21 protein-coding genes, 1 pseudogene and 1 riboswitch are annotated in these 23,703 nt (G+C 70.5%); of the genes and pseudogenes, 11 read left to right on the top strand and 11 right to left on the bottom strand.

Features of this window, described 5'->3' with window-relative positions:
- Positions 1-19 precede the first annotated feature (19 nt).
- Both guaD and DEW08_RS28460 read left to right on the top strand, forming a co-directional pair.
- Positions 20-1,324: a guanine deaminase gene (guaD, locus tag DEW08_RS28465; RefSeq protein ID WP_109333757.1), complete on the top strand. Its 1,305-nt coding sequence runs from the start codon at positions 20-22 to the stop codon at positions 1,322-1,324.
- 101 nt (positions 1,325-1,425) lie between these two features.
- Positions 1,426-1,541: riboswitch (yybP-ykoY riboswitch) on the top strand.
- A gap of 91 nt (positions 1,542-1,632) precedes the next feature.
- Positions 1,633-2,190: a manganese efflux pump MntP gene (locus DEW08_RS28460; protein WP_109333755.1), complete on the top strand. Its 558-nt coding sequence runs from the start codon at positions 1,633-1,635 to the stop codon at positions 2,188-2,190.
- 156 nt (positions 2,191-2,346) lie between these two features.
- On the opposite strand, the gene DEW08_RS28455 is transcribed toward DEW08_RS28460, so the two are convergent.
- The 7 genes from DEW08_RS28455 to DEW08_RS28425 form a co-directional block, all read right to left on the bottom strand.
- Positions 2,347-4,071, bottom strand: coding sequence for a uracil-xanthine permease family protein (locus tag DEW08_RS28455; RefSeq protein WP_109333753.1), 1,725 nt, complete (start codon positions 4,069-4,071; stop codon positions 2,347-2,349).
- Positions 4,072-4,168: 97 nt separating this feature from the next.
- The gene (locus tag DEW08_RS28450) at positions 4,169-4,954 is read right to left on the bottom strand and encodes a 3-hydroxybutyrate dehydrogenase (protein WP_109333751.1); all 786 of its coding nucleotides are present in this window, start codon (positions 4,952-4,954) and stop codon (positions 4,169-4,171) included.
- Positions 4,951-5,613: a 3-oxoacid CoA-transferase subunit B gene (locus tag DEW08_RS28445; protein WP_109333749.1), complete on the bottom strand. Its 663-nt coding sequence runs from the start codon at positions 5,611-5,613 to the stop codon at positions 4,951-4,953. The genes DEW08_RS28450 and DEW08_RS28445 overlap by 4 nt, the downstream gene beginning before the upstream one ends.
- Before the next feature lie 19 nt (positions 5,614-5,632).
- Positions 5,633-6,304, bottom strand: coding sequence for a 3-oxoacid CoA-transferase subunit A (locus DEW08_RS28440; protein WP_109333747.1), 672 nt, complete (start codon positions 6,302-6,304; stop codon positions 5,633-5,635).
- Positions 6,305-6,521: 217 nt separating this feature from the next.
- Positions 6,522-8,222 (bottom strand): methyl-accepting chemotaxis protein, encoded by a 1,701-nt coding sequence (locus DEW08_RS28435; protein WP_109333745.1) that lies wholly within the window; start codon positions 8,220-8,222, stop codon positions 6,522-6,524.
- Positions 8,223-8,500: 278 nt separating this feature from the next.
- A complete protein-coding gene (locus DEW08_RS28430; protein WP_109333743.1) occupies positions 8,501-9,697 on the bottom strand; it encodes an acyl-CoA dehydrogenase family protein in 1,197 nt (398 codons plus the stop codon).
- Positions 9,698-9,738: 41 nt separating this feature from the next.
- Positions 9,739-10,524: a glucose 1-dehydrogenase gene (locus tag DEW08_RS28425; protein WP_109333741.1), complete on the bottom strand. Its 786-nt coding sequence runs from the start codon at positions 10,522-10,524 to the stop codon at positions 9,739-9,741.
- 408 nt (positions 10,525-10,932) lie between these two features.
- On the opposite strand from DEW08_RS28425, the gene DEW08_RS28420 reads away from it, so the two are divergent.
- Positions 10,933-12,699: a diguanylate cyclase domain-containing protein gene (locus DEW08_RS28420; protein WP_168220548.1), complete on the top strand. Its 1,767-nt coding sequence runs from the start codon at positions 10,933-10,935 to the stop codon at positions 12,697-12,699.
- A gap of 109 nt (positions 12,700-12,808) precedes the next feature.
- Here the strand turns inward: DEW08_RS28420 and DEW08_RS28415 are convergent, their stop codons facing one another.
- The gene (locus DEW08_RS28415; protein ID WP_109333737.1) at positions 12,809-13,381 is read right to left on the bottom strand and encodes a hemerythrin domain-containing protein; all 573 of its coding nucleotides are present in this window, start codon (positions 13,379-13,381) and stop codon (positions 12,809-12,811) included.
- Here DEW08_RS28415 and napE point away from each other — a divergent pair.
- The 7 genes from napE (at position 13,380) to DEW08_RS28380 (ending at position 19,528) form a co-directional block, all read left to right on the top strand.
- A complete protein-coding gene (napE, locus tag DEW08_RS33925) occupies positions 13,380-13,760 on the top strand; it encodes a periplasmic nitrate reductase, NapE protein (RefSeq protein WP_425429145.1) in 381 nt (126 codons plus the stop codon). The two genes, DEW08_RS28415 and napE, sit on opposite strands and share 2 nt — an antisense overlap.
- 18 nt (positions 13,761-13,778) lie before the next feature.
- Positions 13,779-14,309, top strand: a complete 531-nt coding sequence (napF, locus tag DEW08_RS28405; RefSeq protein ID WP_109333733.1) for a ferredoxin-type protein NapF — start codon at positions 13,779-13,781, stop codon at positions 14,307-14,309.
- Positions 14,306-14,593 carry a chaperone NapD gene (locus tag DEW08_RS28400; RefSeq protein ID WP_109333731.1) on the top strand — a complete coding sequence of 96 codons (288 nt, stop codon included), beginning with the start codon at positions 14,306-14,308 and terminating at the stop codon, positions 14,591-14,593. The genes napF and DEW08_RS28400 overlap by 4 nt, the downstream gene beginning before the upstream one ends.
- Before the next feature lie 51 nt (positions 14,594-14,644).
- Positions 14,645-17,137, top strand: coding sequence for a periplasmic nitrate reductase subunit alpha (gene napA / locus DEW08_RS28395; protein ID WP_109333728.1), 2,493 nt, complete (start codon positions 14,645-14,647; stop codon positions 17,135-17,137).
- Between the two features lie 16 nt (positions 17,138-17,153).
- Complete coding sequence (locus DEW08_RS28390; RefSeq protein WP_109333726.1) at positions 17,154-17,633, top strand: nitrate reductase cytochrome c-type subunit; 480 nt, start codon at positions 17,154-17,156, stop codon at positions 17,631-17,633.
- Entirely contained in the window at positions 17,630-18,250 is a 621-nt protein-coding gene (locus DEW08_RS28385; RefSeq protein WP_109333724.1) for a NapC/NirT family cytochrome c, read from the top strand. Before DEW08_RS28390 ends, DEW08_RS28385 begins: the two co-directional genes overlap by 4 nt.
- A gap of 132 nt (positions 18,251-18,382) precedes the next feature.
- Positions 18,383-19,528, top strand: coding sequence for an HD-GYP domain-containing protein (locus DEW08_RS28380; RefSeq protein WP_109334154.1), 1,146 nt, complete (start codon positions 18,383-18,385; stop codon positions 19,526-19,528).
- 13 nt (positions 19,529-19,541) lie between these two features.
- Here DEW08_RS28380 and DEW08_RS28375 read toward each other — a convergent pair whose 3' ends face one another.
- Positions 19,542-20,015, bottom strand: coding sequence for an Lrp/AsnC family transcriptional regulator (locus DEW08_RS28375; protein WP_245987059.1), 474 nt, complete (start codon positions 20,013-20,015; stop codon positions 19,542-19,544).
- A 162-nt stretch (positions 20,016-20,177) separates the two neighbouring features.
- Between DEW08_RS28375 and DEW08_RS28370 the strand changes: the two genes are divergently transcribed.
- The gene (locus DEW08_RS28370) at positions 20,178-21,593 is read left to right on the top strand and encodes a pyridoxal phosphate-dependent decarboxylase family protein (RefSeq protein ID WP_109333722.1); all 1,416 of its coding nucleotides are present in this window, start codon (positions 20,178-20,180) and stop codon (positions 21,591-21,593) included.
- 112 nt (positions 21,594-21,705) lie between these two features.
- Here DEW08_RS28370 and rbsK read toward each other — a convergent pair.
- Positions 21,706-22,652: pseudogene (rbsK, locus tag DEW08_RS28365) on the bottom strand (ribokinase).
- Positions 22,649-23,665 (bottom strand): LacI family DNA-binding transcriptional regulator, encoded by a 1,017-nt coding sequence (locus tag DEW08_RS28360; RefSeq protein WP_109333720.1) that lies wholly within the window; start codon positions 23,663-23,665, stop codon positions 22,649-22,651. Before DEW08_RS28360 ends, rbsK begins: the two are co-directional and overlap by 4 nt.
- Positions 23,666-23,703 lie beyond the last annotated feature (38 nt).

The following is a 23,703-nucleotide window of genomic DNA, read 5'->3' as shown; positions in this document are numbered from 1 at the left end:
GGACGAACGGGACAGGACAATGGTTGAGACCACCGCCATCCGCGGCCGCCTGCTGAGCTTCCGGCAGGCTCCCGCCGGCCCCGGCGACAGCGCGAGCTACCGCTATATCGAGGACGGCCTGCTGCTGGCCGAGGACGGCCGCATCGCCGCCGTCGGCCCCCATGCCGAACTGGCCGGCCGCCTGCCCGCCGGGGTGGCGGTGGCGCACCATCCCGACGCCCTGATCCTGCCGGGCTTCATCGACACCCACATCCACCTGCCGCAGACCCAGGTCATCGCCTCCTACGGCGCGCGGCTGCTCGACTGGCTGGAGACCTACACCTTCCCGGAGGAGCAGAGATACGCCGACCCGGAACACGCCGCCCGCAACGCCCGCTTCTTCCTGGAGGAGCTGTTCCGCAACGGCACCACCACCGCCGTCGCCTACGGCTCCGTCCATCCCGCATCGGTGGAGGCGCTGTTCGCGGAGGCCGAGCGCGCCGGCGCCGGCATGATCGCCGGCAAGGTGATGATGGACCGCAACGCACCGGCCGCCCTGACCGACAGCGCCGGGCGCGGCTATGAGGAGAGCAAGGCGCTGATCCGCCGCTGGCACGGACGCGGGCGGCAGCGCTATGCCGTCACCCCGCGCTTCGCCATCACCTCGACCGAGGCGCAGCTGGAGGCGGCGGGCGCGCTGCTGCGCGAGCATGGCGACGTCTTCCTGCAGACCCACCTGTCGGAGAACGCGGAGGAGATCGCCACCGTCCGCCGGCTGTTCCCCGCGGCCCGCGACTATACCGATGTCTACGACCGCTACGGGCTGCTGGGGCCGCGCTCGCTCTTCGGCCATTGCATCCACCTGAGCGAGGAGGAGCAGCGCCGCCTGTCGGAGAGCGGCTCGGTCGCGGTCTTCTGCCCGACCTCCAACCTGTTCATCGGCAGCGGCCTGTTCGACCTCGCCTCGCTGCGCCGGCCGGAGCGGCCGGTGCGGGTGGCGCTCGCCACCGACGTCGGCGGTGGGACCAGCTTTTCGATGCTGCGCACCGCGGCGGAGGCCTACAAGGTGCTGCAGCTCGGCCGGCAGAACCTGCCGGCGCTCGCCGCCTTCGACCTGATGACGCGCGGCAACGCGGCGGCGCTGGGAATGGAGGGGGAGATCGGCATGATGGAGCCCGGCCGCTGGGCCGACCTCGTCGTGCTCGACCCCCGCGCCACCGCCGCGATGGAACACCGCATGGAGACGGTGGCCGGCGACCTGGAGGAGGAGCTGTTCATCCTGATGACGCTGGGCGACGACCGGGCGGTGCGCCAGACCTATGTGCGGGGCCGCCCGGTCCTGTGACGGAGGCTCTGAAACGGGGCCTTGGAACAGGGGCGGCGGGCGGCCGATCGCCGCAGGCGGTGCCGCCGGCGTTGACGCAAGCCCCTACTTCCTGTAGGAACTCGCCCGTCATTGGGGAGTAGCCACCCGCCGGTTCCGGGCGGGGCGCGCGTCAACAGACTTGGATGGTCCCGCTTGCGGAGACCGCCATGGCGCGGGCAGTGGCCGTCAGGCGACCAGGCGAGACCAGTGGAGCGGAGACCTCCGGAGGCCAGCCGGAGTCGGTCCGCATCCACTGTCGTTCCGTCTGGCCGGAGACGCGTAGCAGAATGATCGGCACCTCCCTGGCGCTTGCCTTCAGCCTCTCCATGGATTCCTTCGCCGCCGCCCTCGGCCGTGGCGCCGTCCTGCGCCGTCCGGGCTTCCCGGAGGCGATGCGGGTCGGTGCCGCCTTCGGCATCTGCCAATGCGCCATGCCGCTGCTCGGCTGGGCGGTGGGCATCGCCTTCGCCAGCCTCGTGGAGGCGGTGGACCACTGGATCGCCTTCGGCCTGCTGCTGGCGGTCGGCGGCGCGATGATCCGCAACTTCCTGGCGGGCGAAGAGGATGAGGAGGCGGACAGCCGCAGCGGCTGGATGGCCCTGCTGACCACCGCCGTCGCCACCAGCATCGACGCCGCGGCGGTCGGGGCCGGGCTGGCCCTGGTCGACATCGACATGGTCACCACCGCCATGCTGATCGGTGCCGTCACCTTCGCGGTCGCCTTCGGCGGCGTGCTGATCGGCCGGGCGGCGGGCGACCGGCTCGGCCGCTGGGCGGAGCTGTTCGGCGGCATCATCCTGATCGGCATCGGCCTGAACATCCTGATCGAGCACACGCTGGGCTGACGGAGATCGACGACGAGACGGGGATTGAGCGAAGGCCGCCCCCTGCGGGGGTTCCCCGCGATGGCGGCCTTACCCCGTTCTCCCTGGCCCCCGGACCATCAGCGGACGACTGCGCCGGGCCTGATCCGGCCGGGTGCCGTGCCGTTGAGCGCCGCCTCAGGCGGTGAAGGCCAGGGTCAGCTCGCACCGGCCGTTGCGCAGGCCGGTGCGGACCTGGTTCGCGACCCGCCCGATCAGGAAGGAGGCGAGGCGGCGGGCACCGTCCTCGGACTCCAGAATCTCGTCCTCGGTCGGGCGGGCCGTCGTCACGGTCAGCGGAATCCCGGCATAGGCGACGGTCACGGTGAAGGTGAACTCGTCGAAGCGAGTCTGGAGGTCGACATAGCGGCTGCCGCCGGCCTCCTCCAGCACCATGTCGTGCTGGATCAGCAGTTCGAACACCTCCTGCAGGGCGAAGCGGACACGGTAGATGGTCTCCGGCTCCGCCGCCCAGATCTGGCCCTGCTCGGTCAGCACCTCGGACAGCCGCTCCGGCGCGAGCTGCGACAGGTCGAGGCGCACCCGGCTGCGCTTGGCGGTGCCGATGCGCAGGACGCCGTTCAGCGCCACCACCAGCACCACCGCCACGGTCAGCGGCGACCCGACCCAGGGCTGCATCCAGCGCGGCAGCAGGTTGAAGAACTGCGGATCGACCAGCCGGGCCAGCCCGAAGGCCAGCGCGATCCCCAGCACGAAGATCTTCCGCGAATCGAGCATGCGGGAGCTGATGACCTGCACGCCGTTCATCACCAGGAAGCAGCCGCTGGTCATCAGCGCCGCCCCGATCACCGGCGGCGGCATGATCAGCAGGGCCGTCGCCACCTTCGGCGAGAAGGACAGCGCGATCAGCAGGGCGCCGACCCCGAAGCCGATATAGCGGCTGGTCGCCCCCGTCGCCGCCGACAGCCCGACCGCGCCGGAGGTCGCCGCCTGCCCGACGCCGCCCAGCAGGGCCGCCAGCAGGTTGGACAGCCCGTCGGCGAAGATGCCGCGGCCGATGTTCGCCATGTCCGGCCGCTTCCACTCGGCGTCGTTGGCCTTCTGCGCCGCGGTCACCGCCCCGACCGAGTTCAGCGCCATGGCGAGCCCGGTGATGAGGAAGGGCAGCATCAGCTCGGCATCGAAGGCGAGGCCCCAGCCGCCCGGCACCGGCACCTCGAAGGGGTCGGCGGCGGCCAGCGTCCGCAGGTCGGCCTCCGAAATCCAGCCCTCCGCCAGGCCGAGCCCGTAGCCCAGCGCCACCCCGATCAGCGAGCAGTAGAGGCGCAGCGTCCGGCCGCCCCAGACGTTCAGCCCGACGATGATCGCCAGCACGGGCAGGCCCAGCGCCGCATAGTGGGCATATTCGCCCTGGGCCCCGCCCATCCCCAGGAGCTGGCGGACCGCCAGGATCATCACCGTCAGGCCGATCATGAAGACGACGAAGCCGGCAATCTCCGTCGGGAACAGCGGGCGCAGCCGGTGGATCACCCGCGACAGCGCCATCGCCACCAGCCCGGCGAAGGCGCTCATGCCGAACAGCAGCGGCAGCCCGCCCTGCTGCAGCGCCACCGCGGCGGGCGGCAGCAGGATGGTGGTGGTGGTCGCCGGCACCATGTAGCCGGAGCCGACGCCGCCCCGCCCCAGGCATTGCAGGATGGTGGCGATCCCGCCGGCGACCATGGTCAGGCTGACCAGCCGGCTGCCCGCCTCCGCATCGAGATGCGCCATCCGCGCGATCGTCACCGCCACCACCAGGAAGATGGTGACGAGGGCGAAATGCTGAAGCGACAGGAGGAGAAGGGGGAGGGGAGGGGGACGCTCGTCCACCCAATAGGCCAACTCGGTCGGTCGCTTCGCCATGGCGCTCGTGCTGCGGGTCCGGGGTACCCCGCACGATAGGCGGTCGCCCGCGGGCTGCCAAGGTGCCGCAGCCCGCGCAGGCGGTTAAATTTTAGCTTTATTGCGCCGTCCAGCCGCCATCCATGGCGAGCGCCGCGCCGCGCATGTTCGACGCCGCGTCGGAGCAGAGGAAGACGGCCAGCGCGCCGAGCTGGTCGGGCGTCACGAAGGACTTGGAGGGCTGCTTCTCGCCCACCAGTTCGCGCGCCGCCTCGTCGACGCCGACGCCGCGGGCGGCGGCCAGCGCGTCGATCTGCTTCTGCACCAGCGGGGTCAGCACCCAGCCGGGGCAGATGGCGTTGCAGGTGACACCGGTCTCCGCCGTCTCCAGCGCCGTGACCTTGGTCAGGCCGATGACGCCATGCTTGGCCGCGACATAGGCCGACTTGTTCACCGAGGCGACGAGGCCGTGGACCGACGCGATGTTGATGATCCGGCCCCAGCCGCGCTCCTTCATGCCGGGCAGGGCGGCGGAGATGCCGTGGAAGACCGCCGACAGGTTGATGGCGATCACGGCGTCCCAGCGCTCCGCCGGGAAGGCGTCGACCGGGGCGACATGCTGGATGCCGGCGTTGTTGACCAGGATGTCGACCTTGCCCAGCTCGCGGCCGGCGGTGGCGATCAGGTCGGCGATCTGGTCCGGCTTGCTCATGTCGGCGCCGTGATAGCCGACGCGCACGCCGAATTCGGCGGACAGGCCGTCCTGCAGGGCCTTGATCTCCGCCGGGTCGCCGAAGCCGTTCAGCATCAGGTCGGCGCCTTCCGCCGCCAGCGCCCGCGCGATGCCAAGCCCGATGCCGCTCGTGGACCCGGTGACGACGGCGGATTTTCCTTTCAGACTCATGTGCTCAAACCTTCCAGCGGCATGGTGGGAACGTCCCCGGCGACGATCAGCTCGGCGCCGGTGTTGGCGAGGACCTGCGCCACGGTCACCCCCGGCGCGGTTTCCTTCAGGACCAGCCCGCGCCCGGTCGGCTGGATCACCGCGAGATCGGTGACGACCAGATCGACCCGGCGGACCGAGGTGACGGGCAGGCTGCAGCGCTTCACGATCTTGGACTCGCCCCGGGCGCTGTGCTGCATGGCGACGATGACCTTGCGCGCGCCGCTGACCAGATCCATGGCACCGCCCATTCCGGGAACCATCTTGCCCGGGACCATCCAGTTGGCAAGCCGTCCCTCCTCGTCCACCTGCAGGCCGCCCAGCACGGTGACGTCCAGATGCCCGCCGCGGATCAGCCCGAAGGACAGGGCGCTGTCGAAGGCCGCCGCCCCCGGCATGGCGCCGATCGGCATGCCGCCGGCATCGGTCAGGTCGCGGTTCTCCGCCCCCGCCACCGGGCCGGCCATGCCGACGATGCCGTTCTCCGACTGCAGGAAGATGTTGCGGCCGGCCGGGATGTAGCGGGCGACCAGGGTGGGCAGGCCGATGCCCAGGTTGACGAGGTCGCCGTCCCGCAGCTCCAGCGCGACGCGGCGGGCGATCAGGGTCTTCTCATCCATGGCGCTGCCTCCTGTCGCGTCAGTGCTGCGGGTGGTGCGGATGGCGGGCGGTCACCAGATGGTCGACCAGCACCGAGGGCGTCATCACCGCGTCGGGCGGGATGCAGCCGACCGGCACGATGTCGTCGGCCTCGGCGATCACCGTCTCGGCGGCCAGCGCCATGATCGGGTTGAAGTTCCGCGCGGTCAGCGCATAGGTCAGGTTGCCGTAGAGGTCGGCCTGCTTGGCCGCGATCAGCGCGAAGTCGGCCCGGATCGGCAGATCCAGCAGGTAGGAGCGTCCGTCGATCTCCAGCGTGCGCTTGCCCTCCTCGACCACCGTGCCGACGCCGGTCGGGGTCAGCACGCCGCCCAGACCGACGCCGCCGGCCCGGATCCGCTCGGCCAGCGTCCCCTGCGGGACCAGCTCCACCTCGATCTCGCCGGCGATCATCTGGCGCTGGGTCTCGGCGTTGAGGCCGATGTGGCTGGTCACCACCCTGCGCACCAGCCGCTCGACCACCAGCTTGCCCAACCCCTGGGACGGGCGGGCGGTGTCGTTGGCGATGATCGTCAGCTCGCGCTTGCCCTGGCGGATCAGCTCGTCCACCAGCCGGTTGGGACCACCGACGGCCATGAAGCCGCCGATGAGGAGCGAGGCTCCGTCGGGGATGCGCTCGACGGCGTCTTCCAGGGCGATCAGCTTGTTCATCTCGGACGGTTCCAGGCGGGAGAGGCAGACCGGGCGCCCATGATGGCATAGGCAACAGTCCGCTTGGCAATCATTGTGCCAGCTCCCGCCCGCGACCGAAAAGCGCGGGTTTCCGGGCCCGGGCGCGAAACCCGGTACCGGCCGCCTGTCCGCCGCCGCAGACAGCAGGCCCCCGCCCTGTCTTCCTCGGCGGACAGGGCAGGGAGCGACGGCCCCGTCAGAAGGCGGCCTGGGTGCCGCCGGTGAAGACGCCGGGGGAACCGGCCGGCTTCTGCAGGGCGTCGAGCAGGCGCAGCACCTCCTTCGAGGCGTCCTCGACCCGGGCGATCTCCTCCATGGCCTGTTCCGTGCGGCCGGTGTTGAAGGCATCGACCGCCGCCTTGCCATGGGCATGGACGCGCCGGTGCGGTTCCTCGAGCGCAGCGAAGGCGGAGTGCTGGCGGTATTGCAGGGAGCCCGGCCCGTAATACCACTTGCCGAGGCGGCAGGCCTCGTGGCTGGCGAGGTCGGCGGAGTTCAGCGTCTCCAGCCCGGCCACCATGTCGGCCAGACGCTTCTTCCAGATGACGTGGTCGACCTTGGCGATCTTCAGGATCTTGTGCTGGATGTCCTGTTCCATCAGCTGCTTGAGCTGGCTGGCCAGCAGTCCCTCGACGCTCTTGGTCGCCTCGACGCTGCGCAGGATGGCGCGGCTGTTGACGGCGCTGCGGTCGGCGATGCGCACCACCCCGGCCGACACGTCGTTCGCCGCCGCGGTCTGCTGGGTCAGGATGCTGGAGATCTCGGCCATGCGCTGGGTGGTGGCGTCGATGGCGTGCGCCACCTCGGCCATATGATCGGTCACCTCGCGCATCGCCTCCTGCCCGGCGGACACCGCGCGGGTGCCGTCGTCCATGGCGCCGATGATCGTCACCATCTCGTGCTTCAGCGAATCGATACGGGTGCGGATGTCCTCTGTCGCCTTGGCGGTCTGGTTGGACAGGGTCTTGACCTCGCTGGCGACGACGGCGAAGCCCTTGCCGGCCTCTCCCGCCCGCGCCGCCTCGATCGTCGCGTTCAGCGCCAGCAGGTTGGTCTGCTTGGCGATCGTCTCGATGGTGTCGACGATCTCGGCGATCCGCTCCGAGGCGGAGGCGAGTTCGCCAACCCGCCGGGCCGCTTGGGCGACGGCCTCGGCGATCGCATCCATCCGGCCGAGCGCCGCCTGCACCGTCTCGCGGCCGCGGGCGGTGGCGCCGTTGGTCTCGCGCGACAGGGCGACGACGTCGCGGGTGCGCTCCGCGATCTCCGACACGCCGGTGACGGTCTCCTCGGTGGCGGCGGCGATGCTCTGGGCGTCGCAATCCACCTCGTGGAGCTGGCTCGCCATCTGGGCGTTGGCGACGGAAGCGTCGTTGATGGCGATCGCCACGTCCACCGTACGGTCCATCAGCTCCGCCGCGAAGACCGGCGGAGCGCCGGCCGCGCCGGAGGCCGCCCCGGCGGCGTCGGAAGCGGACGCGGTGGAGCGCAGTTCCGCCACCCGCGCCAGCAGGGCCCGGATGCCGGCCGCCGCCCGGGACGGCCGCAGGCGGACCCAGCCGGGAACCCGCGAGGCCAGCTCCGCCGCGATCAGCCAGTCGAGCGCCCGCAGCCGCTCCCCGCCGACCCCCTTGGCCGCGAGCCCGGCCGAGATGCCGTCGAACCGGACGGCCAGCGCGGCGGCCGGCGCGCCCTGGAGCAGGTCGCGCCAGCAGGCGACGATGTCGGTCCTGAAACCGGCAAGCGCGTCGCGCTCGGCGCCGCCCGCCCCCGTGCAAGCAATCGCCGCGTCCACGGCGTCGGGAACGGCGGCTCCGAAGGCCGCGGCGAACTGGGGCAGTCCCGTCTCCCAAAGGGAGGATAAGGGATCGGGTCGGGTGGGCAGGGTGGTTGGCATGATGGTCTCTCGCTCCCATGAGAGGGGTTGGCTGGCCTGGACTTCCGGTTCCCTTGGGGATCCCCGCCATTGCCCGGCCAGCGTCTGCCGTTCGGCTTATTCATTTCATTTTTGTTATATACGACGGCATAGCACCACGGCCGTTGTGCCAACTTGCCGCACCCCCCTGCGAAAGGCGGACGGGTGCGTCACCGGATTCGGAGGAGACTGGGAACCACAACCGTCAACAAGGCGGGAGCGGGTGGTGTGCCGTTGAAGGTTGGACGCCCTGCCGGCGCTCACCCCCAGCGCCAGAACCCGTCGCCCTCCGCGAGGTAGGAGCGGCTGAGCACCATCTTGTGGACCTCCGACGCGCCGTCCACCAGCTTGGCCTGGCGGGCATAGCGGTAGATCCACTCCAGCACCGTATCCTTGGAGTAGCCCCGCGCGCCGCAGAGCTGCACGGCGGTGTCCACCGCCTTGAACAGCGTGTCGGCAACCTGCACCTTGGCCATCGACACCTCCTTGCGGGCATAGCTGCCGTGGTCGAGCGCCCATGCCGCCTTCATGGTCAGCAGCCGGCCGATCTCGATCTGCATCGCCGCCTCGCCCAGCAGCCACTGCACCCCCTCATGCTCGGCCAGCGTGCTGCCGAAGCTCTCGCGCTCCTTGACGTAGGCACCGGCGATCTCCAGGCAGCGCTTGGCGAGCCCGGTCCAGCGCATGCAGTGGGTCAGCCGCGCCGGCCCCAGGCGGATCTGCGTCGCCTTCAGCCCGTCGCCGATGCTCATCAGCACATCCTCGTCCGCGATCTCCAGACCGTCGAAGATCAGCTCGCAATGGCCGCCATGCTCCTCCGGCCCCATGATCGGAATGCGCCGCTCGATGCGCCAGCCCGGCTGGTCGCGGTCGAACAGGAAGGCGCTCAGACCCTTGCGCGGGTCGTCGGAGGTGCGGGCGATCAGGATGAAGTGCTGCGCCTCGCCGGCGCCGGTGATGAACCACTTGTGCCCGGTGACCACCCAACGGTCGCCCCGGCGCTCCGCCCGCGTGCGCATCATCGACGGGTCGGAGCCGCCGCCGGGATGCGGCTCGGTCATCGCGAAGGCGCTGCGCACCCGCCCCTCGGCGATCGGGCGCAGCCAGCGTTCCTTCTGGGCCGGCGTGGCGACCTGGCTCAGCAACCGCATGTTCCCGTCGTCGGGAGCGGCGGCGTTGAAGCAGACCGGCCCGAAGATCGAGCGGTTCATCTCCTCGTAGCAGGCGGCGAGCCCGACCATCGGCAGCCCCTGGCCGCCCCACTCGCGGGGAAGCTGCAGCGCCCACAGCCCGGCGGCCTTCGCCTTGGCGCGCAGCCGCTCCAGCGGCTCCGCGGCGATGTTCTCATGCTCGTCCCAGTTCGCCCGGTCGCCCTCCACCGGGAGGATCTCCTCCTCGACGAAGGCGCGGACGCGGCGGCGGTGGTCGTCCAGCTCGGGCGGCAGCGTGAAGTCCATGGGGCTCTTGTCCTCGGTCGGGGAGAGGGGGCGGCGGGCGCTCAGAGGGAGGAGACGAGGTGGCCGCCGTCCACGGCGATCACGGAACCCGTCATGTAGGAGCCGGCGTCGGAGCACAGCAGCAGCAGCGGGCCGTCCAGCTCCTCCAGCCGGCCGAGCCGGCGCTGCGGAATCCGCCGGACCAGCGCCCGTCCTGCATCGGTGGCGAAGAAGTCGCGGTTCAGTTCGGTTTCGAGATAGCCGGGGCAGAGCGCGTTGACCCGGATGCCGTGGCGGGCCAGTTCCAGCGCCATCGCCCTGGTCAACTGCACCAGCCCGGCCTTGGACGCCGCGTAGGGCGCGACCTGTCCGGCGACCCGCAGTCCGAGGATGGAGGCGATGTTGACGATGGAGCCGCCGGTCCGGCCGGTTCCGTCCGCTGCACCGTCGCGCATGTGCCGGGCGACTTCGCGGGCCACGCGGGCGCAGCCGGTCAGGTTGGTGGCGATGACGCGGTCCCACTCCTCCTCCTCCAGGTCGAGGAAGGGGGTGGTGGCGGTGACGCCGGCATTGTTGACCAGGACGTCGATGCCGCCCAGCGCCTCGGCCGCCTCGGCCACCGCGCGGGCGACGGAGGCGGGATCGGTGACGTCCATCGCCAGGACGACGGCACTGCCGCCCGCGGCCTCGACCGCGGCGCGGGTTTCCTCCAGCGCCTCCCTGCGCCGGGCGGCGAGCGCCACCCGCGCCCCGGCCGCGGCCAGAACCTGCGCGAAATGACGGCCGAGCCCGCTGGAGGCGCCGGTCACGAGCGCGCTGCGCCCGGCCAGGGTCATGGTGACGCTCATGCTTCCTCCCACCGGTTCGCTGGCACGGTCAATTTCCGAGCGAACGCTCGTTTTATAGAGCGGACCGCCCGCCGCCGCAATGCTGACGACACAGATTATAGATCGAACCCGCATCATGCGAATATGGTGAAGAAAAAGTTGCCGTCCTTCGCCGAATCTCCCATTGCTGACAGCAACAGGAAGCAGTGCAACAAATAGCTGCGGGACAGGACGGGCTGGAACTTTGGTCGGAACGGCGGGGGAAGTTGCTCATCCGCGAATGGCCTTCATAAGGAGAAAATTAACGCCCGAGTGCGACCATTTCTCGAATCGTGGACATCGCAGAAGCATTCCATGATGACCCGCACCAGCAGTCATAGATACTTCGGCCAGGATTCGGACGACACACGTCGTCTTAATGTACTTGGCTTGCTTTCTATCGCCCTGGTGGTGATCAGCATCGCCTTCGGGCTGTTCATCGTCCTGGAATCGACGCGGCGGATCGACACCGCCTCGGCCGAGCGGACGCGGGCGGAGGTCGACGAGGCGCTGGGCGAGCTGACCCGGGCCATGGCGAAGAAGGCCGAGGAATACAGCCTGTGGAACGACGCGGTCGACAACATCGTCGTCCGTTTCGACAGCAACTGGGTCAATGCCAATGTCGGTCCCTATGCGGAGCGGCTGTGGGGCCTCGACCGCTCCTATGCGTGGGCGGGCAACGACACCCTCGTCTATGCCTCGCAGAACGGCGCCCTGCGCACCGACCTGGGAGAGGCCGCGCGCGAGAACGCGGAGCTGATGGCGCTCGTCGCCCTGGCACGCGCACGGCGGGACGCCTTCGGCGGGCTGATCCGGATCGGGCGGACCCTCTTCATCTTCGGCGCGCGCATCATCGAGTATGAGGAGGGCCGTGCGCCGCTCCCGCCCAACCCCGACCGGCCGGTGCAGGTGTTTCTCGTGTCGCTCGACAAGGAGCTGACCAAGGTCGCCGGTTCGCGCCGCATCGGCGACCTGCGCTTCGTTGCCGGCGGCGAGGACGAGCGGAAGAGGTTGGAGGCGGGCAGGGGGGCCGCGGGACTGTCGGCGCCGGACCATCTCGCGGCGCTGCCGCTGCGCGACATGGCTGGGCAGCCGCTCGGCCATCTCACCTGGACGCCCGAACAGCCCGGCCGGACGCTGGTCCGGGATACCGCCCCCTACGGCGCGGTCTTCGTCCTGGCGCTGGCCGCCCTGTTCCTGACGATGCTGCGCGTGCTGCTGGACCTCAAGCGGCAGGAGCCCCTGCGCCTCAGCGAGGCGCGGCTGGCCCAGGCGCAGCGCGTCGCCCGGCTGGCCTACACGGTCCACCTGCCGGAGGACGAGCTGGAGGTTTCGGAGAATCTCGGCGACATTCTCGGCCTTCCGGCCGGCGCCAGCCCGACGACCGCCGGCACGTTCCTCGACCGCGTCACCCCCCGGCACCGCGCCGAGGTGCAGGAGGCCTACCGCCAGTCCTGGGCCGAGAACAGGCGCTTCGAGATCGAGTTCGCCGTGACGGCCTGGGACGGCCGCACCCTCTACCTGAAGGAGGTCGGCCAGCCTTTCCACGATGCCGGCGGCCTCGTGCTCGGCCTCATCACGGCGATCCAGGACGTCACCGAGCGCAAGCAGGCGGAGGAGCTGATCCGCCATCAGGCGACCTACGACGCCCTGACCGACCTGCCCAACCGCACCCTGTTCTACGACCGCCTGCAGCAGGCGATCCGCCGGGCGGTGCGCTGTCACCAGCGCATGGCCCTGCTGTTCCTCGACCTCGACCGCTTCAAGTGGGTGAACGACAGCTTCGGCCACCGGATCGGCGACCTGCTGCTGCGCGAGGCGGCGCACCGCATGGCCTCCTGCATCCGGGATTCGGAAACGGTGGCGCGCATCGGCGGCGACGAGTTCACCGTCATCCTGTCGGAGATCAGGGACGATGCGGAGGTCGAGGCCGTCGCCCGCCGCCTGCTCGAGCATCTGGAGGAGCCGTTCCTCATCGCCGGCCAGACGCTGCACATCTCCGCCAGCATCGGCATCACCTTCGCGCCGGACCATGGGACCGACCTTCAGCAGCTCGTGAAGAACGCGGACATGGCGATGTACCAGGCCAAGCGCCAGGGCCGCGGCGGCTGGCGCTTCTATTCCCCGGAATTCGATGCCGGCTCCCTCGCCTCCTGACCCCGGGCTATTGTTTCCATAATTCAACTTATCCCGCGCGTGTCCGCCACCGGCGGGACCCGCCCCGCTGCGCCAGGCAGGCGGGTCCCGATGGCGGGCATGGCGCCGGCTAAAGGATCAGCGCCTTTTCCCGCTGCACGGTGCCGGACAGGCGCCCGGTGGCCTGCTGCCCGAGCGCGCCGCGCAGCTTCGGGAAATCCACCTCTTCTTCCTGGCGGACATGTCCGGCGATCAGCGTCTTCAACGCGCTCAGGCGGCTGCGCCAGGCGGGGTCGTCCTTCGGCATCTGTTCCAGCGCGAACAGGTGCATCTTCATGTCGGCATGCTCGCCGTAGAGGCGGCGCGTGTCGCCCTCCTCGTGGGCCCGGTCGTGGAGCAGCGGATAGACCACGTCCTCCTCCGCCAGGGCATGGGCGGCGAGCCGGCGCTTCAGCCGCAGCAGGAGCTGGGTGCGCCGGAAGGTCTCGTCCGGCCGGGTCCGCTCCATCTCGGTGAGCAGGGCCATGATATGCCGATGGTCGTCGGCCAGCGCCTCGAACGGATCGCGCCCGGTCGCGCTCCCGGCAGCCTGCGCCAGCAGCGGCGGCAGCACCCGGCTGGCGATCACCGCGACGACGGCACCCCCGGCGAACGCCGCCAGGCTGCCGGCGGAAAACAGACCGCGTCCTCTCCTCCTCTGCATGGTGCCCGTGCCTCCTGATGTCGTGGAATCCTCAATCCTCCCAACAGCGCGCGCGCCGCACCGTTGCGGACCCCGTCCCGGCACCGGAACTTCCTGTGCCGCCTGCGGTTGGGATTCTTGCACCGACACTTCGACCGTAACCGCCATGAGCCAATTCCACAGATCCGGACCGGAACGTCCGGCATCGCACCGGGCGACCGAAGCCGGGACGGCGGCGCAGGCCGCGTCCCCTGCGACGCGGCGGCAGGAAGTCGCCATGTTCCTGCTGCTGGCCGTGGTGATCTGGCCGATCCTGTCCATCGCGGTGGTCGGCGGCTATGGCTTCTGTGTCTGGATGTACCAGCTCATCGCCGGGCCGCCGGGCCCGCCGCCGGTCTGACCGGCGGCGGAGGCCACCATGACCGGCGACGGCATCGACCTCGCGAGACGGCGATTCCTGCGCGGCGGCGCACGGCGCGGCCGGGAAGCGCGCGACCCGGCCCCCATCCGGCCACCCTGGTCGTCGCCCGAGCGCTTCGCCGCCCTGTGCACCCGCTGCGGCGCCTGCGGCGGGGCCTGCCCCGAAGGCATCCTGCAGCCGGGCGACGGCGGCTTCCCGGAGATCCGGTTCGGACATGGCGAATGCAGCTTCTGCGGCGCCTGCGCCGACGCCTGCCCTGCCCCGCTGTTCGACCGCACCGGGCACCCCTGGACGCTGACCGCCACGATCGGGGCGGACTGCCTGGGCAACCGGCGGATCGTCTGCCGGAGCTGCCGCGACGCCTGCCCCGAATCCGCCATCCGCATCGCGCCGGCCCCGGGCGGACTTGCCGACACCGCGGTGGACGCCGCCCTGTGCACCGGCTGCGGCGCCTGCGTGGCGCCCTGCCCGACCGGCGCCGTCGCCGTCCGCCCGGCTGCCGGCGCCATGACAGGAGACCGCGCATGACCGCACCGCCCACGCGCCCTGATACCGCTGCCGGCGAGCTGCACATCGCCTCGCTGCTCGTCCAGGTCCGGCCGGACCGGGAGGCGGCGGTGCGCACCGCCCTCGCAGCCATGCCCGGCACGGAGATCGCCCTGCAGGAGCGGGCGAAGATGGTGGTGACCCTGGAAGGTCCGGATGAAGGCTGGATCGCCGGACGCATGAGCGACATCCAGCATCTCGACGGGGTGCTGGCCGCCCTTCTCGTCTTCCACCATGCCGGACCGGCGGAAGCCGGCGCGATCTGAGGCGCGCCCGATCTCGCGCACCACGACAATGAAGAATGGGAGGACCTTGCGATGATGGATCGGCGGGACTTCATCAAGGCGCAGGCGGTGGCCGCGGCGGCGGCGGCCGGCGGGCTTTCCCTGCCGGCGGCGGCCCAGACCTCGATGATCGCCGGGGAGGATGCGCAGCTCAAATGGTCCAAGGCGCCCTGCCGCTTCTGCGGCACCGGCTGCGGCGTCATGGTGGCGGTGAAGGAGAACCGCGTCGTCGCCACCCACGGCGACATGCAGGCGGAGGTCAACCGCGGCCTGAACTGCGTGAAGGGCTATTTCCTGTCGAAGATCATGTACGGCGAGGACCGGCTGACCCGGCCGCTGCTGCGCATGAAGGACGGCAGATACGACAAGGAGGGCGAGTTCCAGCCCGTCACCTGGGACCAGGCCTTCGACGAGATGGCCCGCCAATGGAAGCGCGTGCTGAAGGAGAAGGGGCCGGAGGCGGTCGGCATGTTCGGCTCCGGCCAATGGACGATCTGGGAAGGCTATGCGGCGTCCAAGCTGATGCGCGCCGGCTTCCGCACCAACAACCTGGACCCCAACGCACGCCACTGCATGGCGTCCGCCGCCGTCGCCTTCATCCGGACCTTCGGCATGGACGAGCCGATGGGCTGCTACGACGACATCGAGGCGGCCGACGCCTTCGTGCTGTGGGGCTCCAACATGGCGGAGATGCACCCCATCCTGTGGACGCGCATCGCCGACCGGCGGCTCAGCCACGCCGGCGCCAAGGTCGCCGTGCTCTCCACCTTCGAGCACCGCAGCTTCGAGCTGGCCGACATTCCCATGCTGTTCGAGCCGGGGACCGACCTGGCGATCCTGAACTTCATCGCCAACCACATCATCCAGACCGGCCGGGTCAACACGGAGTTCATCGGGAAGCACTGCAACTTCCGCCTGGGCCAGAAGGACATCGGCTATGGCCTCAGGCCGGAGCATGTGCTGGAGGTGCGGGCCGCCAACGCCAAGGACCCCGCCGATTCCAAGCCGATCAGCTTCGAGGAGTTCGCCCGCTTCGTCAGCGACTATACGGTCGACAAGGCGGCGGAGCTCAGCAAGGTGCCGAAGGAGCGGCTGCTCGCCCTGGCCGAGCTCTACGCCGACCCGAAGACCAGGGTCATGTCGCTGTGGACCATGGGCTTCAACCAGCATGTGCGCGGCGTCTGGGCCAACCACATGGTCTACAACATCCACCTGCTGACCGGGAAAATCTCCGAGCCGGGCAACAGCCCCTTCTCGCTGACCGGCCAGCCCTCGGCCTGCGGCACGGCGCGCGAGGTCGGCACCTTCTCGCACCGGCTGCCCGCCGACATGCAGGTGGCGAACCCGATCCACCGCAGCCATGCCGAGGAGATCTGGAAGGTGCCGAAGGGCCTGCTGCCCGGCAAGGTCGGCTATCACGCCGTGCAGATGGACCGGATGCTGAAGGACGGCAAGCTCAACGCCTTCTGGATCATGGTCAACAACAACCTTCAGGCGGCGCCCAACACCGGGAACGAGACGTTCCCCGGCTACCGCAACCCCGCCAACTTCATCGTGGTGTCGGACGCCTATCCCACGGTGACGGCCTCGGCCGCCGACCTGATCCTGCCCGCCGCCATGTGGGTGGAGAAGGAGGGCGCCTACGGCAACGCCGAACGCCGCACGCATTTCTGGCATCAGCTCGTCACCGCGCCGGGCGAGGCACGCTCCGACCTCTGGCAGATCATGGAGTTCTCCAAGCGCTTCACCACCGACGAGGTGTGGCCGAAGGAGGTCCTCGACGCCAACCCCGGCTTCCGCGGCAAGTCGCTGTTCGACGTGCTCTACCGCAACGGACAGGTCGACCGGTTCCCCGTCGCGGAGCTCGACGCCGCCTACGAGAACCAGGAGTCCAAGGCCTTCGGCTTCTACGTGCAGAAGGGCCTGTTCGAGGAGTACGCCACCTTCGGGCGCGGCCACGGGCATGATCTGGCACCCTTCGACCAGTACCACCAGGTGCGCGGCCTGCGCTGGCCGGTGGTGGAGGGCAAGGAGACGCGCTGGCGCTACCGCGAGGGGCTCGACCCCTTCGTCCCGGCCGGCGAGGGGCTGCGCTTCTACGGCAATCCCGACGGCAAGGCCAACGTCTTCGCCTTCCCCTACGAACCGCCGGCGGAATCGCCCGACAAGGATTTCGACCTGTGGCTGGTGACGGGCCGCATGCTGGAGCACTGGCACAGCGGGTCCATGACCATGCGGGTGCCGGAGCTCTACAAGGCGGTGCCGATGGCGCTGGTCTACATGCATCCGGACGACGCGAAGGACCGCGGCCTGCGCCGCGGGTCGGAGGTACGGGTGGTGTCGCGCCGGGGCGAGATGCGCACCCGCGTGGAGACGCGCGGCCGCAACAGGCCGCCGCGCGGCGTGGTCTTCGTGCCCTGGTTCGACTCCGCCCGGCTGATCAACAAGTGCACGCTCGACGCCACCGACCCGATCAGCAAGCAGACCGACTTCAAGAAGTGCGCCGTCAGGATCGTCGCCGTCTGAGGAAGGAGCCGGACCCATGCGACTGCGTCATCTGGCCGTTCTGGCGGCCCTGCCCTGCCTCGTCCCGGCCCTGCTCTCCGCCCAGGGCACGCCGCGGATCGACTCGCCCTTTCGGCCGCCGGTGACCTTCACCGACGAGACCCCCGCGCCGCCGGTGCCGGCCGACGTCACCGACGACCGTCGGGTGGCCCGGAACTATCCCGAACAGCCGCCGGTCATCCCGCACAATGTCCGCGACTACCAGATCAACCTGAACACCAACCGCTGCCTGACCTGCCACAGCCGGCAGTACACCGAGGCGGTCCAGGCGCCGATGATCAGCATCACCCATTACGTCGACCGCGACGGCCAGACGCTGGGGGCGGTGTCGCCGCGGCGCTACTTCTGCATGCAGTGCCATGTGCCGCAGACGGTGGCGCAGCCGGTCGTGCCCAACGGCTTCAAGGACGTCGACAGCCTCATCAGCCGTCCGTCCGACGGGGGTGACCGGCGATGAGGCTCAGGCTCCCCACCCTCCTGCAACGGTGCTGGCACACCATCGCCAGCCCCAGCCGCTATCTCCCCCTCGGTTTCCTGACGCTCGGCGGCTTCGTGGCGGGCGTCATGTTCTGGGGCGGCTTCAACACCGTGCTGGAGGCGACCAATACGGAGAAATTCTGCGTGGGCTGCCACGAGATGCGCTCCAACGTCTACGAGGAGCTGAAGCAGACCATCCACTTCACCAACCGGTCGGGCGTACGGGCGACCTGCCCGGACTGCCACGTCCCGCATCAGTGGACCGACAAGATCGCCCGCAAGATGCAGGCCTCCAAGGAGGTCTGGGGCAAGATCTTCGGCACCATCGACACGCGCGACAAGTTCCTCGACAAGCGGCGGGAGCTGGCCGAGCACGAGTGGTCGCGGCTGAAGGCCAACAACTCGCTGGAATGCCGCAACTGCCACAGTGCGGAGTCCATGGACATCACGAAGCAGGGTGCGCGCGCCGCCCGCATCCACCAGCAGTTCCTCTTCACCGGGCAGCGCACCTGCATCGACTGCCACAAGGGCATCGCTCACCAGCTTCCCGACATGAACGGCGTTCCGCCGGGCTGGAGCGAGACGGCGGCCCGGTAGGGAGGCCGGAAGATGCGGCACAATGCCGCACAAAGACGGGATATGGAAATTTGGCGGATTAATGACAAATGGATGCTATTCAGTGTCTTTACCGTTCCGTCCCAACAACGAAACCCGGGCGCGATGCAGCACATGGCCGCTCTCTCATCCGACACCCGTCCGCAGGACGACGCCTGGGTCGCCATGGGTGGCGGACTGGCGGAGCGGCTGGGCGCCCTGCACCAGGAGATCCGCGGCATTCCCGGCCTGGAGGCGGTGGACCGCATCTCCGTCGCCGTCCATGATGCCGGCACGGACCAGCTCCGCACCTTCCTGGAGGCCAATGCCGGACCGCGGCCGTTCGACCGCGTCAGCGACAGGCTGCAGCATCATGCCGCCCTGCTCCATGTCGCGCGGACGGGGGAGCCCTGGGTGGACAACGCCATCGCCGGTCCGGAGCGCAGCGACGGTCCCGGGGCGCAGCTCCTGCTGCACGGCTTCCGCTCGCGCTACGTGGTGCGCATCCACCGCGGCACCACGCTGTACGGGCTGCTGTTCTTCAACTCGCGCCGCGCCGGCTACTTCACGGATGCCGTGATCGCCGCGCTGACGCCCTTCCGGCGGCTGATCGACGTCCTGGTGACGAGCGAGCTGACCAGCCAGCGCGCCATGCTGGCGGCGGTGCGCACCGCGCTCCAGGTCAGCCAGTACCGCGACGAGGAGACCGGCGCCCATCTCGACCGCATGAGCCACTATGCCGAACTGATCGCCCAGCGCGTCGCCCTGCAGCGCGGCCTGTCGGACGAATATGTCGAATACGTCTTCCAGTATGCGCCGCTGCACGACGTGGGAAAGGTGGCGATCCCCGACAACATCCTGCTGAAGCCGGGACGGCTGGAGCCGGCGGAGCTGGAGATCATGCGGGGCCATGTCGCCAAGGGCGTGGAAATCATCGACGCCATGGTGCGCGACCACGGGCTGGAGGCCCTGCCGCTGCGCAGCGTGCTGCGCAACGTCGTCGGCTGCCACCACGAATGCTATGACGGCAGCGGCTATCCGCGGGGGCTCGCCGGCGAGGACATCCCGCTGGAGGGCCGCATCGTCATGGTCGCCGACGTGTTCGACGCCCTGACCTCCAGGCGCCCCTACAAGGAAGCCTGGAGCAACGAGGAGGCGACCGCCTTCCTGCGCGAGCATGCCGGCCGGAAGTTCGACCCGGCCTGCGTCGAGGCGCTGCTGGCCGATCCGCAGGCGATCCTGGACATCCAGCGCCAGTTCCACGACGCCCCGGCGGCATAGCCGGCGGGCGCCGTCACGGCTGTTCCAGCGGCAGCGGCGTGCGGTCCTTGACCGTACGGATGACGAAGTTGCTGCGGACGTCCTTGACCATCGGCAGCGTCAGCAGCGTGCCGAGCAGGAACCGCTCGTAGCTCGGCAGGTCGGCGACGACGACCTCCAGCAGGAAGTCGGCCTCGCCGGAGATCAGATGGCAGGACACGACCTCCGGCATCGCCCGGAAGGCCTGCTGGATGGCGGTCGCGCTGTCGTCGCGGTGGCCGTCCACCTTCACCCCGACCATCACCGTCAGGCCCAGCCCGATCCGCGTCCGGTCGAGGTCGGCGCGATAGCCGCGGATCACCCCGCCCTGCTCCAGCGCCCGCACCCGCCGCAGGCAGGGCGTGGCCGACAGGCCGATGCGATCCGCCAGTTCCGTGTTCGGCAGGCGGCCCTCCATCTGCAGCTCCCGCAGGATGCGGCGGTCGAACTCATCCATCGATTTGAGCATGGATCACTCCGGAGGGCGGGCTCTTTGGTGGAATCGTCCCATTCCCTGGCAGGTCCCGGCAATCTTCGCAAGGACACGCTCGCCCCTCCGGGTGCATCGTCGCGGATATCCGGACATGATCGGCACCGGGCTGCCACAGGCATCCGGAAAGGGAGGACAGCCATGACCCTGCGAATGGATTGCGACGCCGCAATTTCGGCACTGGAAGAGTACGCGGCCGACGCGCTGGAGCGGCGCGTCCCGGTCATCCGCCAGACGCCGATGGCCGATCTCGCCCGTACGCTCGACCTCGACCGGCTGATCGCGGAGGGCGGGCTGCGGGACGAGGCGCTGCGCCGGTTCCTCGCCGCCTATCTCGGTTCGTCGACGCGACTGCACCATCCCGGCTACATGGCGCATCAGGTCGCCGTGCCCCACCCGGCCGGCGCCGTCGCCGCACTGGTCGACGCCTTCACCAACAACGCCATGGCCATCTACGAGATGGGTCCCGCCGCCGCCACGGTCGAGCAGGCGGTCCTCAACTGGATGCTGCGCAAGGTTGGCTGGCGGCCGGCCCCGATGCCCGGTTCCGGGGAGCCGGCCGACCACCATGGCGGCGGCGTCCTGACCCATGGCGGCTCGCTCGCCAACCTGACCGCCCTGTCGGCCGCCCGTGCCCGCGTGGCGCCGGAGGCCTGGCGGGACGGCACGCCGGGCAATCTGGTGATCGTCGCCCCGGCCGGCTGCCACTATTCCATCGCCAGGGCCGCCGGCATCCTCGGACTCGGCCAGAGGGCGGTGCGGAGCGCCCCGACCGATGCGGACGGCCGCCTCGACCCGGCCCGCCTGCCGGACCTCATCGACGGCCTGCGGCGGAGCGGATCGGAGATCCTGGCCGTGGTCGCCAACGCCTGCGCCACCGCCGCCGGTCTCTACGACCCGATCCGTGCCGTCGCGGCCGTCTGCCGGGACCGCGGGGTCTGGCTGCATGTCGACGGCGCGCACGGCGCGTCGGCCCTGCTGTCCGAGCGGCAGCGCGGCCGGCTCGACGGGGTCGAACTGGCCGACTCCCTGGTGTGGGATGCCCACAAGATGCTGCGGACCCCGACGCTCTGCGCCGCCGTCCTGGTGCGCGACCACCGGACCCTCGACGGGGCGTTCCAGGAGGAGGCGAGCTACCTGTTCCACGAGAAGGAGCAGCCCGGCTTCGACTTCATCCACCGCACCGTCGAATGCACCAAGGCGGCTCTGGGGCTTCGGCTGTTCTTCTCGCTGGCCGCGGACGGGGAGCGCGCGGCGGCGGCCTTCATCGACCGCCAGACGGCGCTGGCGCGGGAGGCCGCGGCGATCCTCCGCTCCCGCCCGGGCTTCGAACTGGCGGTGGACCCGGAATCCAACATCGTCTGCTTCCGCGTCCAGGGCGACGACGCGCTGCAGCTCGACCTGCGCAGGCGCCTGACCGAGGCCGGGCGGCACTACATCTCCACGACGGAGTTCCGCGGCCGGCGCTGGCTGCGGCTGGCCCTGATGAACCCGGCGACCGGGCCGGCGGACATCCTGAGCCTCGCCGAGGCGGTAGAGGCGTGTCTGGCGGCCTAAGCAGGTTTCTCCAGATCGGACCACGCATGGCCCGGCCGGAGAAACCTGCAAACCCAAGGATCCGCAGGTTCTCCGAGCCCGCCCATGTGTGGGCGGAGGTCGGAAAACCTGCCTAGCCGAGCAGCGCCGTCACCTCCGCCAGGGTCGGGGCGGACTCCGCCGCGCCCGGACGGGTGGTGGCGAGCGCCCCGCAGGCGGCGGCGAAGCGCACGGCCTCGCCCAGCCCGTCGCCGCGGCGAGCGCGAAGGCGAGGCCGCCGTTGAAGCAGTCGCCGGCCGCCACCGTGTCGATCGCCGTCACCGGGAAGGGCGGCACGAACCCCTGCTCGCCGGGGCCGCGGAAACAGACGCCCTTCGCTCCCATCTTGACGATGGCGATGGACAGGCCGCGCTCCGTCAGCCGCCCGGCGGCGGCGGCGGCCTCCTCCGGTGTCGACGGGCGCAGGCCGACCAGCGCTTCGGTCTCCGTCTCGTTCGGCGTCATGGCGTCCACCGCGCGGAACACCTCGTCCGGCAGGCCGCCGCGCGGGGCCGGGGCGGGGTCGAGGATCACCCGCCCCCCGCCGGCCCGCACCGCCGCCGCCGCGGCCAGGGCGGCCGGCATCGGCACCTCCAGCTGCAGGAGCAGCACGGCGGCACTGCCCAGCAGGGCGGCGTTGCGCGCCGCGTCGTCCCCGCTCACCGCCATGTTGGCGCCGCCGATCACGGTGATGCAGTTCTCGCCCGAGGACTCGACGCCGATGACCGCGATGCCGGTCGCCGCCGCCGGGTCGCTCAGCAGGTGGCCGGTCCGCACGCCGAACCCGGCCAGGCGGCTGCGCGCCATCTCGCCGAAGGCGTCGCCGCCGGTCCGCCCGACCATCTCGACCAGCCCGCCGAGCCGCGAGGCGGCGGAGGCCTGGTTGGCCCCCTTGCCGCCCAGCCCCATGGCATAGCGCGAGCCGTGCACCGTCTCGCCGGGGCGGGGAAGCCGCTCGCTGTAGGCGCAGACGTCGATGTTGACGCTGCCGAAGACGACGATGGGCCGCGCCGCGGCCGGGATGGGGGAAGCGGTGGTCATGGGTGCCTCGCGGAAGGCCAGCCGACCGAATCGCGCAGGACGAGGTCGGGTGGCAGGGACAGCAGGTCCGGCAGGGGCCGGCCCTCCTCCAGGTGGTCGATCAGCAGCTCCGCCGCGCGGGCGCCCAGCAGGGCCGCCGACTGGCGCACGGTCGAAAGCGGCGGGGTGAGGTAGGCGGCCAGCTCGATGTCGTCATAGCCCAGCACCGACAGTGATCCCGGGACGGACAGGCCGCGCTCGGCCGCGGCACGCAGCACGCCGACCGCCATCAGGTCGTTGAAGGCGAAGACCGCATCGGGCGGCAGGTCGTCGTCGAGCAGCGACACCGCCGCGGCGTAGCCGCCGGCGATGGTCAGGTCGGATTCGCGCAGCAGGGCGGGATCGAGCGCCATGCGCGCTTCGCCCAGCCCTTCGGCGAAGCCGATCAGCCGCGCGCGGGACCGCGGGTGGCGTGCCGGCCCGGTGATGCAGGCGATGCGGCGGAAGCCGCGCCCGGCCAGCAGCCGGGCGGCGAGCAGCCCGCCCCTGGCGGAATCGTCGGCCACCGCGCAGGCGCCCGGCCGCGGGTCGGTGTCGAGCAGCAGCAGCGGCAGCGACGGCGCCCGCGCCTGCACCGTGTCGAGAAAGCCGAGGTCGGCGTCGGTGGTCATCACCACCAGCCCGTCGATGCGGCGGTTGTGCAGCGCGTCGAAGGCGCGGAGCTGCCGTTCGGGCTCGTCGTCGCTGTTGCACAGGATCAGGCTGTAGCCGCGCTCGGAGATCGCCGTCTCCAGCCCGTGGATGACCTGCGCGAAGAAGGGGTTGGAGCTGGCGGTGACGATCATGCCCAGCGTGCGGGTGCGGCTGCCCTTCAGCGCGCGGGCGATGCCGTTGGGGGCATAGCCCAGCCGCTCGATGGCGTCGCGCACCAGCCGCTCGGTCTCCGGCGCCACGAAGCGGGTGGCGTTGATGACGTGGGAGACGGTGCTCACCGACACGCCGGCCTCGCGGGCCACATCCCTGATCGTCACCATGGCGGCTGCTCCGGCAGGACAGAGGGGGACCGCCCGGC

Origin of the sequence: Azospirillum thermophilum (assembly GCF_003130795.1) — a bacterium.
Classification (GTDB): domain Bacteria; phylum Pseudomonadota; class Alphaproteobacteria; order Azospirillales; family Azospirillaceae; genus Azospirillum; species Azospirillum thermophilum.
This window is presented reverse-complemented; position numbering and strand designations above follow the sequence as displayed.